This is a genomic window from Brevibacterium album DSM 18261, assembly GCF_000426445.1.
GTDB lineage: Bacteria > Actinomycetota > Actinomycetes > Actinomycetales > Brevibacteriaceae > Brevibacterium > Brevibacterium album.
Genome location: NZ_AUFJ01000010.1, coordinates 217,125 through 229,890 on the forward strand (window position 1 = coordinate 217,125; position 12,766 = coordinate 229,890).

The 12,766-nt window shown below is 73.5% G+C and carries 10 protein-coding genes; 3 read left to right on the forward strand and 7 right to left on the reverse strand.

From position 1 onward, the window contains the following. The 5 genes from K318_RS0105150 to mraZ form a co-directional block, all read right to left on the reverse strand. On the reverse strand, positions 1-1,545 hold the full coding sequence (locus K318_RS0105150) for a UDP-N-acetylmuramoyl-L-alanyl-D-glutamate--2,6-diaminopimelate ligase (protein ID WP_029088697.1): 1,545 nt from the start codon (positions 1,543-1,545) through the stop codon (positions 1-3). 38 nt (positions 1,546-1,583) lie between these two features. Beyond that, on the reverse strand, positions 1,584-3,380 hold the full coding sequence (locus tag K318_RS0105155; protein WP_035280704.1) for a peptidoglycan D,D-transpeptidase FtsI family protein: 1,797 nt from the start codon (positions 3,378-3,380) through the stop codon (positions 1,584-1,586). A gap of 95 nt (positions 3,381-3,475) precedes the next feature. After that, on the reverse strand, positions 3,476-4,039 hold the full coding sequence (ftsL, locus tag K318_RS0105160; RefSeq protein WP_051297577.1) for a cell division protein FtsL: 564 nt from the start codon (positions 4,037-4,039) through the stop codon (positions 3,476-3,478). Then, entirely contained in the window at positions 4,036-5,046 is a 1,011-nt protein-coding gene (rsmH, locus tag K318_RS0105165) for a 16S rRNA (cytosine(1402)-N(4))-methyltransferase RsmH (protein WP_029088700.1), read from the reverse strand. Before rsmH ends, ftsL begins: the two co-directional genes overlap by 4 nt. A 214-nt stretch (positions 5,047-5,260) precedes the next feature. Beyond that, on the reverse strand, positions 5,261-5,692 hold the full coding sequence (gene mraZ / locus K318_RS0105170) for a division/cell wall cluster transcriptional repressor MraZ (protein WP_029088701.1): 432 nt from the start codon (positions 5,690-5,692) through the stop codon (positions 5,261-5,263). Between the two features lie 390 nt (positions 5,693-6,082). Between mraZ and K318_RS0105175 the strand changes: the two genes are divergently transcribed. From K318_RS0105175 to K318_RS19550, 3 genes are read left to right on the forward strand one after another with little or no spacing between them, the layout of a single operon-like run. After that, positions 6,083-7,039 (forward strand): AAA family ATPase, encoded by a 957-nt coding sequence (locus K318_RS0105175; protein ID WP_029088702.1) that lies wholly within the window; start codon positions 6,083-6,085, stop codon positions 7,037-7,039. After that, positions 7,039-8,229 (forward strand): DUF58 domain-containing protein, encoded by a 1,191-nt coding sequence (locus K318_RS0105180; protein WP_029088703.1) that lies wholly within the window; start codon positions 7,039-7,041, stop codon positions 8,227-8,229. The genes K318_RS0105175 and K318_RS0105180 overlap by 1 nt, the downstream gene beginning before the upstream one ends. Next, entirely contained in the window at positions 8,226-10,625 is a 2,400-nt protein-coding gene (locus tag K318_RS19550; RefSeq protein WP_051297578.1) for a transglutaminase TgpA family protein, read from the forward strand. Before K318_RS0105180 ends, K318_RS19550 begins: the two co-directional genes overlap by 4 nt. A gap of 252 nt (positions 10,626-10,877) precedes the next feature. Here the strand turns inward: K318_RS19550 and K318_RS0105190 are convergent, their stop codons facing one another. Then, entirely contained in the window at positions 10,878-11,288 is a 411-nt protein-coding gene (locus K318_RS0105190; protein ID WP_029088704.1) for a DUF3040 domain-containing protein, read from the reverse strand. A gap of 169 nt (positions 11,289-11,457) precedes the next feature. Continuing rightward, entirely contained in the window at positions 11,458-12,747 is a 1,290-nt protein-coding gene (gene dinB / locus K318_RS19555) for a DNA polymerase IV (RefSeq protein WP_245579770.1), read from the reverse strand. Positions 12,748-12,766 lie beyond the last annotated feature (19 nt).

Here is a 12,766-nt window from a genome sequence, read left to right on the forward strand (position 1 = left end):
TCAATCCTGAACTCTACCGTGGGCCGGGAACCGGCCCTCTGAGGTGAGCGCATCGCGTGTCCGCGCGCGGTCGTCGAAGGGGTGCACCGTGCCGGCGATCTCCTGGCCCGTCTCATGGCCCTTGCCCGCCACGAGGAGCGTGCCGCCGGCACCGGCCAGGCGCACGCCGAGCTCGATGGCGGCCCCGCGGGGCGCGCACTCGCGCACGGATTCGGGCCGGGCCCGCGCGGTGCCGTCGGCCAGCGCCTCGCGGGCGCCGGCGAGCACGGCCGCGCGGATCTCCGCCGGGTCCTCGGAGCGGGGGTTGTCATCGGTGACGATCACCACATCCGCACGGCGGGCCGCCGCCCGGCCCATGTGCGGGCGCTTCTCGCGATCGCGGTCGCCCCCTGCGCCCATGACCACCACGAGCGGATCCCCCGTGCCGTCGAGGCCCGCGAGGACCTTGTCGAGGGCATCGGGAGTGTGGGAGTAGTCGACGACGGCGAGGGGGGCCGCCGCGCTCACCCGCTCCATGCGCCCGGGCACCGTGACGGTGAGGCCCGCGGCCGCGCGCTCGAGCGCGTCCGCGGACTCGCCGGCGGCGTGCAGCATCGCGAGCGCGAGCGCGGTGTTGGTCACATTGAACGCGCCCGGCAGCGGCGCCGTCGCGCGGATCACCGCGCCGTCGGACAGCCGGAGGCGGAAGCGTCCGGGCTCGGCCTCGCGCACGAGCAGGTGGTCGGGCCGGACCGCGGGGTCCTCGGAGAGCGTGCGGACGGGCACGCGGGCCGCGGCCGCCATGCGCGCGCCCCATTCGTCTTCGACCACGACGACGCCCGTCCGCGCGCGGCCGGGGGTGAACAGCTCCGCCTTCGCCGCGAAGTAGTCCTCCATCGTCGGGTGGAAGTCGAGGTGGTCCCGGCTGAGGTTGGTGAAGCCGACGGACGCGAAGTGCGCCCCGTCCACCCGGTGCTGGGCCAGTGCATGTGAGGAGACCTCCATCGAGCACGCCTCGACGCCGGCTGCGCGCATCTGCGCGAAGAGGCCGTGGAGCTCGGGGGCCTCCGGTGTGGTCCGCACGCTGGGCACGGAGACTCCGGCGACCTCGGTCGCGACCGTGCCGATGAGGCCCGTCGTGCGGCCGAGGGCCCGCAGCAGCGCGTCGAGGATGAAGACGGTGGTGGTCTTGCCGTTGGTTCCCGTCACCCCGAGCAGGAGGGGCTCGTCCGGATGGGCCTCGGTGCCGAAGACCTGCGCGGCGAGGTCCCCGAGGACCGCGCGCGGGTGCTCTGCGACGATGACCGCGACCTCGCCCGCTTCGAGGTGCCGTGCCGCGAGCGCCCGCATCCGCTCGAGCCCGGCCTCGTCCGTGAGCACCGCCGAGACCCCGCGGGAGAGCACCTCGGCGGCGAACTCCGCGCCGTGCACCCGGGCGCCCGGCAGCGCGGCCCAGAGGTCGCCGGGGCCTGCGGTGCGGGAGTCGTGCGAGACGCCGGTGATCTCCGGGTCCCCCCCGCCGCTGAGGCGGGAGGCGGGCGGCAGGCGCAGCTGGGAGAGTCTCATCGTTTCCTATCGTCGGGGGCGGGCGGAAGGGGCGGGTCTCAGTCCTCCCATTCCACGCGGGTGTCCGAGGGCTTCCCGGTGGACGGCGGCACATGGAGGTGCCTGAGGGCGAAACCGGCGACATCGGAGAAGACGGGAGCGGCGGAGGTGCCGCCGTAGTAGCCCTCGGTGGGCCGCTGCAGGGTCACGGAGACCGCGATCCGGGGATCGTCCACGGGGGCGACTCCCACGAAGGAGGCAGTATAGCCCTCATAGCCGCCGGTGTCCGAGGGAGCCTGGGCGGTGCCGGTCTTGCCCGCGGCCCGGTAGCCGCCGATCTCGGCGTTGCCGGCGGTCCCGTCGACCACGACGTGCTCGAGCATGTCCAGCACGGTGGCCGCGGTGTCCTCGGACACGACCCTGCGCCCCGGCTCGCGCCGGGCCGGGGTGTACCGCCCGGCGGAGTCGACGGTGCCGTCCACGAGCTGGGGCTCGGGCAGCACGCCGCCGTTGCCGATCGCGGCCATCGCCGCCGTGGTCTGGATGGCGTTGGCGGACATGCCCTGGCCGAACATGACGGTGTAGGCGGTGCGCCCGTCCCACTCCTCGACGGGGTGCAGGATGCCGGAGTTCTCGCCCGGGAAGCCGATTCCTGAGGGCCGGCCGAAGCCGAAGCGGTCGAGGTACTCGTGGCGCTGAGCCGGGGTGAGCTTCTCGCCGGCCATGAGCGTGCCGGTGTTCGAGGACTCCGCGAGGATGCCCGCGAGGGTGAGGTTCTGGTCCTCGTGGGGACTCGAATCGCGGAACTCCTCGTCGTTGGACGCCTTCCACTTGTCCGGCACCACGAATTCGTCCTCGGGTCCCGCGAGGCCCTCCTCGACGAGCCCCGCGACCGTCACCATCTTCGCCGTGGAGCCGGGCTCGAAGGCCGCGCTGAACACCCGCGAACCGCGGTCGACGGCATCGACCCCGCCCGGATCGTTGGGATCCACGCTGGGGGACTCGGCCGCGGCGAGCAGCCGTCCGGTCCGCACGTCCATGATGACGATCGAACCCCATTCCGCATCGTGCTTCCTCACCGCCTCGCCCGCGGCCGACTGCGCATAGTGCTGCAGGGTGGAGTCGATGCTGAGCCGGACCCCCGTGCCGTCCTCGGCCGGGGTGGTGCTCGAATCGCCCAGCGGGATCCGTTCGCCGCGCAGGCCGCGCTCGTACTGCTGCTCCCCGTCCGTGCCGCGCAGCATCTCGTCGTGGGAGAGCTCGAGGCCGGCCAGCGCCGCGCCGTCCGAGCCCACGAAGCCCACGAGGCTGCCGGCGACGCCGCCTGCCGGATAGGAGCGGATGGAGTACTCCTCGAAGGTAATGCCCCGGATGCCGAGCGCGTCGATCTCCTCGCGCACCTCGCTCGTGAGCCCGGTGGCGACCACGTTCCAGCGGGCCTCGCCCTCGAGCTCGCCGAAGAGGAGGCCGGGCTCCGTGTCGAGCGGACCGGCGAGGTCCTGCGCAGCCCCCCAGGCGCCCACGAGCTCGCGCTCGGCGTCCTCCGGTGCGCCCGGGGGCCGCTTCTCGTAGCCGGCCACGTTCTGCTGATCGACCACGAGGCGGTAGCGGGCGGCGTTGCCGGCCAGGAGCGTGCCGTCGGCGGCCTGGATCTCCCCCCTGTCGGCCGGCAGCGCGACCGTGACGAGGCGTCCCTCGAGGGCCTGGGCGGCGGCCTGCCGGGTGTCGATGCCCTGGATCGCCACGAGATTGCCGACCACGACGCCCAGGACGAGGATCGAGCACACCGCGAGGATGCGGATGCGCCCCTTCGCGGACAGGCGCCACCTCCGGCGGCGCGCCGGCGTCCTCGACATCGTCCTCCCCCTCCCCGGGTCCCTGCGTGCGGTTCTGTGTGCGTGCTCTCGTGCGTCCGCCGGCCGCGCCCGTGCGCGCACCCCGCCGCCGGCGGTCAGTCCCCCGGCTCGGACTGGGAGGGGGCGACGAACTCCCGATCGGATCCGCCCACGACGGGCAGCCGCTCGTCCGAGCGTAGATTGGGCCGGGCGTCGTCACGGGCATCGGCGCGCGGTCCCGGGATCCTCTCAGGAAGCTCCCGCTGCGGGTCCGCCGCCGGCGCAGGCTCGACCTCGGTGATCTGCCCCGTGCGCTCGTCGATGTACGAGGGCGCGACATCGCGCTCGAGGCCCCGCTCCTGCGCGGTCTCCGCGATGTTCTGCGGACTCTCCCGATAGGAGATGTCCTCGACGAGCCGGTCGCGCTCGTCCTGGAGGGCGGCCTGCTCCTCCGTGAGGCTCTGCACGCGGAACGTCGTGTGCGAGACCACGATGTTGCCCACGAGGATGAGCACGACGCCCGTGAGGACGATGAGGACCGCCCACACCGCGACCGGTATGCGCGGCCCGCGCACCGCCGGGAGCACGAGGGCGAGGCGCCGCACGGTCCTCCGGGTGAGGGGCTCGCCCCTGAGCGGGAGACCGCCGGGGCGGTCCGGGTGGGGCACGGCCTGGCTCATCGCCTCTCCTTCCGCGCGGGTCCGATCTTCTGCACCGCCCGCAGCCGCACGCTCGCGGAGCGGGGGTTGGCCTCGACCTCCTCAGGTCCCGCCTTCTCCGCACCCCGGGTGAGCGGCGCCAGCCATGCCCGCATCTCCGGGGGCACGACGGGCAGGCCCGGCGGCGCCTGGTCGCGCAGGCCGGCGGCGAAGATGCGCTTGACGATGACGTCCTCGAGGGACTGATAGGACTCGACGACGGCGGTCCCGCCCTCGTGGAGAGCCTCGAGCGCGGCCGGCAGCGCGGCCGAGAGCGAGTCGAGCTCGCGGTTGACCTCGATGCGCAGGGCCTGGAACGTCCGCTTGGCGGGGTGGGACCGCTTGCGGTTCGCTCCCCCGCCCTTCCGCTTCGCCGCACCGCGGCCGTCGCCGACGACGCGCTCGAGGAGGCCGGCCAGCTGCTCGGAGGTCTCCCAGGGGCGCTCGGCCCTGTCGGCGACCACCGCGCGGGCGATGCGCCTGGCCTCGCGCTCCTCGCCGTACTCGCGGATGATGCGGGCGAGCTCGTCCTCGGGATACGTGTTGAGGACCTCGGCGGCGGTGAGCCCGGCGCTCTGGTCCATGCGCATGTCCAGGGGTGCGGGCCGCGAATAGGAGAAGCCTCGCTCGTCCTCGTCCAGCTGCAGGGAGGAGACTCCCAGGTCGAGGAGGATCGCACTGATCTGCGCGATGCCGAGCTCTTCCAGCACGCGCGCGAGTTCGTCGTCGACGGCGTGCACCCCGCGGAAGCGGTCGCCGAAGCGCTCGAGGCGCTCACCGGCCCGGGCGAGCGCCTCGCGATCGCGGTCGAGGCCGATCACGGTGACGTCGGAGAAGGCCTCGAGGATGCCCTCCGAATGGCCTCCCATGCCGAGGGTGCCGTCCACGACGACGGGAGGCAGACCCCGTTCGCGCGCGGCCTCGACGCCGGCACCCACCAGCTCGACGCACCGGTCCAGCAGCACCGGGGTGTGTGCGAACTGCTCCACAGCTCCTCCTCTTCTGCCCTCGCGGCGCCGGACCCGTCCGCCGCACGGCTGGCCGCGCGGGAACGTCGCGGCGCTGGGTCCAGAACCCCGCCCGCCTGGCCCTGGCGCCGGGGAAGTGCGTCAGGACCCCTGTGCGACTGCGGAACCGGGGAAGCGCCCCGCAGTCCGGGCGGGCGAGGATCTCGATCCAGCGCCGTCGATTGCGATGACCGGCTCAGATGATCCCGGGGATCACCTCGTCCGATCGGTCCGCGAAGCCCTGCTCCGTCTCCGCCAGGTACTGCTCCCATGTGGGGGCGTCCCAGATCTCGGCGCGGTTGCCCATGCCGATGACGGCGACGTCGCGGTCGAGCCCGGCGTACTGCCGGAGCGCGAGAGGAACAGTCACCCGGCTCTGCTTGTCCGGCTGCTCGGCCGACGCTCCGGAGAGGAAGACGCGCAGGTAGTCGCGTGCCTCCCTGCTCGTCATGGGCGCCGCCCGCATCTGCTCGTGCACGCTCTCGAACTCGCTCGTGGAGAACACGGACAGACAGCGTTCCTGTCCGCGTGTCAGCACCAGCCCGTCCGAGAGCTCGTCGCGGAACTTCGCGGGAAGGATGAGACGGCCCTTGTCGTCCAGCCGCTGCATGTGCGTGCCGAGGAACACGGTGTCTCACCCCTCTCGAAACCCTGGGGCTCCGATGGCTCCCACTGTACTCCACTGACCTCCACATTTTGACCCAACGGACCCCATTATGACCAGCACTCATATGTTTCTGCAGGTCAGACTGGTGGAGGAAAGTGGATGAGATTCGCCTGCAGGGCGTGGCGCGTCGGCACGGGGTGCGGCCAGGGCCCCGCGCAGACGGCGGGAGCAGAGCCTGCGAGGCCCGCGGACATGCGGGCGGGGAGGGAAATGGGGAGGCCCGGGGAGGCGAGTGGGGAGGGAAGTGGAGCGCGCCGGGGAGGGAGGTGGGGAGGCGAGCGAGCCGGGGCAGGAAGTCCTGCGGCGGGCGCGAGTGGAGCCGCCCGGCGGGAGTGAGAGACAATGGTGGGCATGACCGCGCTCGGCAGTGAACACATCACGCACATCCAGTCCATCGCCCAGCAGGCGCGCACCGCCATGAACAACGTGCTCGACGGCAAGGACCACGCCGTGCGGACCGCCCTGCTCACGCTCTTCTCCGGCGGTCACCTCCTCCTCGAGGACGTGCCGGGCGTGGGCAAGACCCTGCTGGCGAAGGCGCTCGGGCGCGCGGTGGGCGGCAGCGTCCGCCGCATCCAGTTCACCCCGGACCTCCTGCCCTCCGATGTGGTGGGCGTGAACATGTTCAACCAGGAGAAGCAGGCCTTCGAGTTCCGGGCCGGCCCCGTGTTCGCGAACGTCGTCATCGCCGATGAGATCAACCGCGCCTCCCCCAAGACGCAGTCCGCGATGCTCGAGTGCATGGCGGAGAACCAGGTGAGCGTCGACGGCACCACGTACCGCATGCCGCAGCCGTTCATGGTCGTCGCGACCCAGAACCCCGTGGACATGGAGGGCACCTACGCCCTGCCCGAGGCGCAGCGCGACCGCTTCACCGCCCGCATCTCGATCGGCTACCCGTCCGCCGCGGCGGAGGCGGAGATGCTCGACCACCACGCGGAATCGGATCCGCTGGCCTCCACTCCCGCCGTGACGACGCTCCAGGAGGTCACGCACGCCCGCGATCTCATCCGGCACGTCGAGGCGACCGCGGAGCTGCGCGGCTACATCGTCGCCCTCATGGACGCCACCCGGAACGATCCGCAGATCGCCCTCGGCGCCTCCCCCCGTGCCGGAGTGCACCTCCTGCGCACCGCCAAGGTCCTCGCCGTGCTGAACGGGCGCGCCTATGTCACCCCCGACGATGTGCAGCAGCTCGCCGTCGACGTCCTCAGCCACCGCATCGTCCCGCGCGAGGGCGAGGACGAGCAGCTGGCGGCCTCCCTCGTCAGCGACGTGCTCCGCCGGGTGCCGGTCTCGGGGCGCTGATGCGTCCCACCGCCTCGGGCCTCGTCTTCCTGCTCCTCGGCGCAGCGCTGGCCGTCGCCGCCTACCGCTTCGCCCTGCCGGGCATGCTCCCGGTGGCGATCCTCCTCATGGGCCTCGTGGCCCTCTCCGCCGTCATCGCGCTCGCGACCTCGGCCCGTCTCTCGGTCGGGCTCGTCCCGCGCATGCGGCGGTTCGACGGCGAGAACCTCACGGCGGTGGGCGCCCAGGCCCGCTTCGAGGCGCACGTCTCCAATCGCACGCCGCTGCCGGTGGGCTCCTTCACCCTCACGCTCACGCCCGAAGACGGGTTCGGCCCCGTGCGCACCCTCCGGGTGCCGGGGCTCGCCGCCCGGGCCGAGACCTCGGTGCCCGTCGCGGTCGTGCCCACGCGCCGCGGCCTCAGCGGGATCGAGAGCGTCCGGCTGCGGCTCGAGGGGCCCTTCGGCCTCATCGCGCTCACCCGCACCGCCCGGACCGGGCTCCGGACGGCCGTTGCGGTGCCCGACCAGGTGCTGCCCGTCCGCGCCCGCCCGCACATGAGCGCCGAGCAGTCGGAGTCCGACCGCCTTCAGCGGGGCACCTCGACCCTCGACTTCCACACACGCGAGTACGCGCCCGGCGACGACCTCCGCCATGTGCACTGGGCCTCGACGGCGCGCTACGGCACCCTCATGATCCGCGAGCAGGCGCACGAGGAGAGCCCCGTCGCCGTCGTCCTCCTCGACACCCTGGGCGCGGACCCCACGGGGCACGGGGCGGACATCGCCGTGACCGCGGCCGCGGCCGTCGCCCTCCACCACCTCTCGGAGGGGACCGAGGTCCTGCTCTCCTCCGGCCCCCGCCTCGTGCGCGCGGCCGGCGCGAAGGGCCGTGACACCGTGCGGCTGGAGTCCGCACGCCATCCCGCCGGCGCGGAGGTGCCTGCGGTCCCCGCCCTCCCGCCCGGCACGCGGCACGTCGCGATCTGCGCGCTGCAGGCCGAGCGCGCCCGGGCGCTGGCCGCGGAGCTGCCCCGATCGCAGCCGCATTCGCTCTTCGTCGTCGAGGAGCTCGCCGATGACGGCGTGAGCCTGGAGACCGCGCTCTTCGGCGGAGAGCTCCGCCTGCCGCCCCAGTGGCGGCACGGGGCCGAGACCGAAGGACGAGCGCCGCGCATGCAGCGGCAGCGGAGGAGCGAAGGAGACCGATGAGCACCGAGACCCTCCCCGCGCAGGAGCATCCGCCCGTCGCGGCCCCCGCCGCCCAGGAGACCGCCGAGCCCTCCCCCTGGGTCCTCGCGGCGTGCACGGCGACGGCCATGCTGCTCGCCGCGCTGAGCCTGAGCTCGGTCTTCGCGGACTGGCGCTGGTTCCCGCCCACCGCCGCCATGATCGCGGTCCTCGCCCTCGCGGGTGCGCTTCTGCGGTCGGTGCCGGCCATGCGCGCGACGGGCTCGACCGTGCTCGTCCAGTTCGTCCTCGCCGGAGTGCTGGCCCTCTACCTCACGGTGTCCTCCGCGATGCCGTTCGGGGTGCCCACGCCCGGTGCGGTCGCGGAGCTCTTCGCACTCCTCGGGGCCGGTGTGGACGACATCTACTCGACCACCGCGCCCGCGGCCTCGACCCCGGGCTTCACCGCGATCCTCGTGGTGGGCATCGGCCTCATCACGATCCTCGTCGACGGGCTCGTGAGCGATCTGCGCGCACCCAAGGTCAGCGGCATCCTCCTCCTGCTCCTGTGGGTCATCCCCGTCCTGCTCGCGGGCACGGACCTGGCCTGGTACCACTTCGCGGCGGTCGCGGGCGCGTTCCTCCTCCTCATGCTCTCGCGCTATCTGAGCACCTCCGTGCGGCGCGCGGCCGCGTACTCGGCCGTGGCCGGGGCCCTGGCGCTGACACTGGGCGCGGTCCTCCCGATCGCGCTGCCGCCGGTCGCCCAGCGCCCGCAGCAGCCGCTCGGCCAGCCCGAGGACATCAGCGTCGTCAATCCGTTCCTCGATCTCAGGAACGACCTCGAGCAGGGCGATGACTCCCCCGTGCTCGAGTACGTCAGCGACGATCCGCTGGCCCCGCCGCTGCGCCTCACGAGCGTGAGCGCCTTCGACGGCCGCACCTGGATGCCGGAGCCCTTCGACATCGACCCCTTCGCCGTCGCCGCGGACGGGCTTCCGCGGCCCGACGGGCTCTCCTCGGACACGCCCGTCGCCGAACGCAGCGCGGACGTGCGCATCCTCGGCCTCGACGGGCAGCACCTGCCCGCGCCGTACGCGCCGCAGTCGATCAGCGGCCTGGAGCGGCGCTGGATCTTCGATCCGGAGACCCTCACGATCGTGGGCAACGGCGTGCTCACGACGGACGCGCAGTACGAGGTGGCCTACCGGTCCGTCGAGCCCACGGCGGAGCAGCTCGCCGAGGCGCCTGCTGTCGACGCGGAGGAGTTCGAGACCGAGCTCGCGCTGCCCGCCGACATGCCCTCCGTCATCGCGGACACCGCGGACGAGGTCACGGCGGGCTCCCGCAGCCAGTGGGAGGCCGCGGTCGCGCTGCAGGACTGGTTCCGGTCCGGGGAGTTCGAGTACTCGCTCTCGGCCCCGGCCGAGGCCTCGAGCTCCGCGATCGCGGACTTCCTCGCGGACCGGCGCGGCTACTGCGTGCAGTTCTCGGGGGCCATGACCGCGATGGCCCGGTCGCTGGGCATCCCGGCGCGCATCGGAGTGGGCTTCACGGCCGGCAGGCCCACGGGCGAGGGACAGTACCGCGTGTCTCTGCAGGAGGCCCACGCCTGGCCCGAGCTCTACTTCGAGGGCGCCGGCTGGGTCCGCTTCGAGCCCACGCCCGGCGGTCCGGCGGGCGATCCTCCGCCGTGGGCGGTCTCCAGCGGCACCGGTGAGGACGAGGAGGCCGAGGAGACCGCAGAGCCCACGGAGGAGCCCTCCGAGGACGGCGCCGAGGCCGCGCCGAGCGCGGCACCGGAGACCCCGGAGGACGAGGCCGGACCGGACGAGGAGTCCGGGGCCGAGGGCCTGTCGGCCGAGACGCTGCGGGCGTTCGCGATCGCGGGCCTCGTGCTGCTGGTGCTGTTCGTGCTCGCACTGCCCGCGCTGCTGCGGCTTCTCCAGCGGCGCCTGCGGCTCACCGGCAGGGCCGGGATCGGCGCCGGGACGCATCCTCGCGGCGAGCTCGCCCGGGCCGAGGGGACGTGGACGGAGATCGCCGCGCTGAGCCGGGACTTCGGACTCGGCTGGGACCGTGCCCGCACGCTCCGCGCCCACGAGGCGAGTCTGATCGCGGATCTCGATGCGGATGCCGCCGAGCGCCTCCGCCGCGTCGTCGACGCGCTCGAGGGCGCACGCTATGCCGGGGCCGCGGCCGTGGGCGGCATCCGCACAGGCGCTGCGCCGGAGCCCGGCGGGATGACGGAGTCCGGCGGGGTCACCGAGCCCGGCGACGGCGATCCGCACGCCTCCCGCCGCGGGCAGCGCACGCCCGCGGCGGCCGAGCTCACGGGTCTCGTGCGCGCGCTCCGCAGGGACTTCACCCGGCGCAGGGGCTCGCCCGCCGCCGTCCGCGCGGCCCTCGTGCCCGCAAGCCTCTGGAAGCGGGGCTGAGCCGAAGCTCACCACTCAGCGGGCTGGATGCAACACCACCGGGCGCCGCTGCGACGCCGCGCAGTGCGCCTTCCGCCATCGCGTGGACCGTCCACGCGATGGCGGAGTGCGGTGCGGAGGCGAGGCGGTGTCTCGCGCACGGGGCGGGCGTGAGGGGAACTCCGGACATGAGAGGAGCCCTCCGGCGGTGCCGGAGGGCTCGGGGGGGTGACGCGGCTCAGGTGCGGGCGGGCCGTTCAGGCGCGGGGCGGCTCATTCGCCCCGGCGACGCCGGTCCCAGCGGTCCTCCATGCGGTTCATGAAGCCGCCGCCTGCGGGTGCACCGCCCTTGGAGGACGGTCCCGCGGGCCTGCTCCCGGTGCCTGAGGAGGGCCCGCTGCCCTCGCTGCCGCCGCCGTTGGTCTTGAGCGCCCAGAAGCCGCCGGCGACCATCACCGCGAAGCCGATGATGCCGAGCGGCCACCAGCCGGCCCAGATGCCGCCGAGCGCCACTGCGATGCCGACGACCACGCCGAGCACGCCCACCACGAGGCGCGAGGCCGAGAGCGAGCCGCCGCCCGCCTGGGGCACCTCGGAGATGCTGCTCGCGAACCTCGGGTCCTCGCTCCGGAGCTGCTGCTCGAGCTGGTCCAGAAGCTGCTGCTCATGATCTGAGAGAGCCATCGCGATCTCCTTGTCCGTCCGCTGTGAGAATCCGCCGTCCCCGGTCACCTCAATCATAGTCGCCCGCACCGGTCCAAGCACAGCCGGTCCGCCCCCGGGACAGGGCCTCCCACGAGGTGGGAAGGCGGTTCACACACGATTGACAGCCGGTGGGCCCGGCGCGCCCGGACTAGCCGGGGCCGTTCTGCGGCGGGTCCGCGCGGCTGAGCAGGGAGGCCGCTGTGATCGCACCCTTCCCGAATCGCCTGCGGACCTCGTCGAGGGCAAGCTGCGCATCGCGCTCCTCCGCACCCGGAGCCCCGCCCTCCGCCGTGATCCCCGCCTCCGGATCGAACAGGGATCCCTGCCGTCCCGCCTCCGCGATCGGCACGAGGTCGTGAGCGCGCAGCCCCAGCAGCCTCACCCCGGAGGAATGCGCCTCCCGCAGCGTGTGCAGCGGCCGCCGCAGAGCGCGGTGCAGATCCGAGGAGAGGTCGCTCGGCACCGGCAGCGTCGCGGAGCGGGAGTACGTCGTGAAGTCCGAGAGCCGGTATTTGAGTCCGACGCTCCGGGCGGCGCGGCCCTCCGCGCGCAGCCGTGCCGCGACGGTGTCGGCGAGCCGCAGCAGCTCGCGCTCGAGGTCCTCGATCCGCCAGACATCGGCGGGGAAGGTGTGCTCGGCGCTCACGGAGTGGTCCTTGGGCGTGTGCCGCAGGGGCCGCCGGTCGATGCCGTGGGCGAAGTCGTGGAGCATGAGCCCGTGCGAACCGAGGATCCGGCCAGCCCATGCCCGCTCGGTGTCCGCGAGCTCTCCGATCGTGGCGATCCCGTAGCGCGCCAGCGTCCCCGCGGTCGTGCTGCCCACACCCGGCAGCGCCTCGACCGGCATCGGCCGCAGGAAGGCGTCCACCTCGGCCACCGGCACGACGAGCAGGCCGTCGGGCTTGGCGCGCGCAGAGGCGAGCTTCGCCACGACCTTGGTCGAGGCCGCGCCCACCGAGGCCGTCAGGCCCGTCTCGGCCTCGATCCGCTCGCGCAGTCCCGCCGCGATGACCGCCGGCGAACCCAGCCTGCGCACCGCCGAGCTCACGTCGACGTAGCCCTCGTCGACGCTCACCTGGGCGTAGTCCTCCGTGACCTCGGCCACGAGCCCGAACACCCGCGCCGAGTACTCCCCGTACAGGCCCCGCGAGGGCGGGATGAAGGCGGCGTGCGGGCACAGGGTCTCCGCCCGTCCGATGGGCATGGCCGCGTGCACACCGTATTCCCGCGCCTCGTAGCTCGCGGAGACGACGACGCCGCGCCCGCTGCGGCCGCCCACGACGACGGGCCTGCCCCGCAGCTCCGGCCGCGAGAGCAGCTCCACCGCGACGAAGAACGCGTCCATGTCGAGGTGCAGGACGACGCAGCCGGTGTCGTCGTCGCCCAGCCGGCTGAGGTCTCCCCCACCGCGGGCCAGCTGCTTTCTGCTCACTCCCACCCCCGCGCTGTACTCTGGA

Excerpts from the sequence above, each read along its gene's own strand:
- K318_RS0105180 (WP_029088703.1), top strand. The coding sequence starts at position 7,039 with ATGCGTCCCACCGCCTCGGGCCTCGTCTTCCTGCTCCTCGGCGCAGCG.
- K318_RS0105150 (WP_029088697.1), bottom strand. The coding sequence starts at position 1,545 with ATGAGACTCTCCCAGCTGCGCCTGCCGCCCGCCTCCCGCCTCAGCGGC.
- K318_RS0105175 (WP_029088702.1), top strand. The coding sequence starts at position 6,083 with ATGACCGCGCTCGGCAGTGAACACATCACGCACATCCAGTCCATCGCC.
- ftsL (WP_051297577.1), bottom strand. The coding sequence starts at position 4,039 with ATGAGCCAGGCCGTGCCCCACCCGGACCGCCCCGGCGGTCTCCCGCTC.
- K318_RS19550 (WP_051297578.1), top strand. The coding sequence starts at position 8,226 with ATGAGCACCGAGACCCTCCCCGCGCAGGAGCATCCGCCCGTCGCGGCC.
- K318_RS0105190 (WP_029088704.1), bottom strand. The coding sequence starts at position 11,288 with ATGGCTCTCTCAGATCATGAGCAGCAGCTTCTGGACCAGCTCGAGCAG.
- K318_RS0105155 (WP_035280704.1), bottom strand. The coding sequence starts at position 3,380 with ATGTCGAGGACGCCGGCGCGCCGCCGGAGGTGGCGCCTGTCCGCGAAG.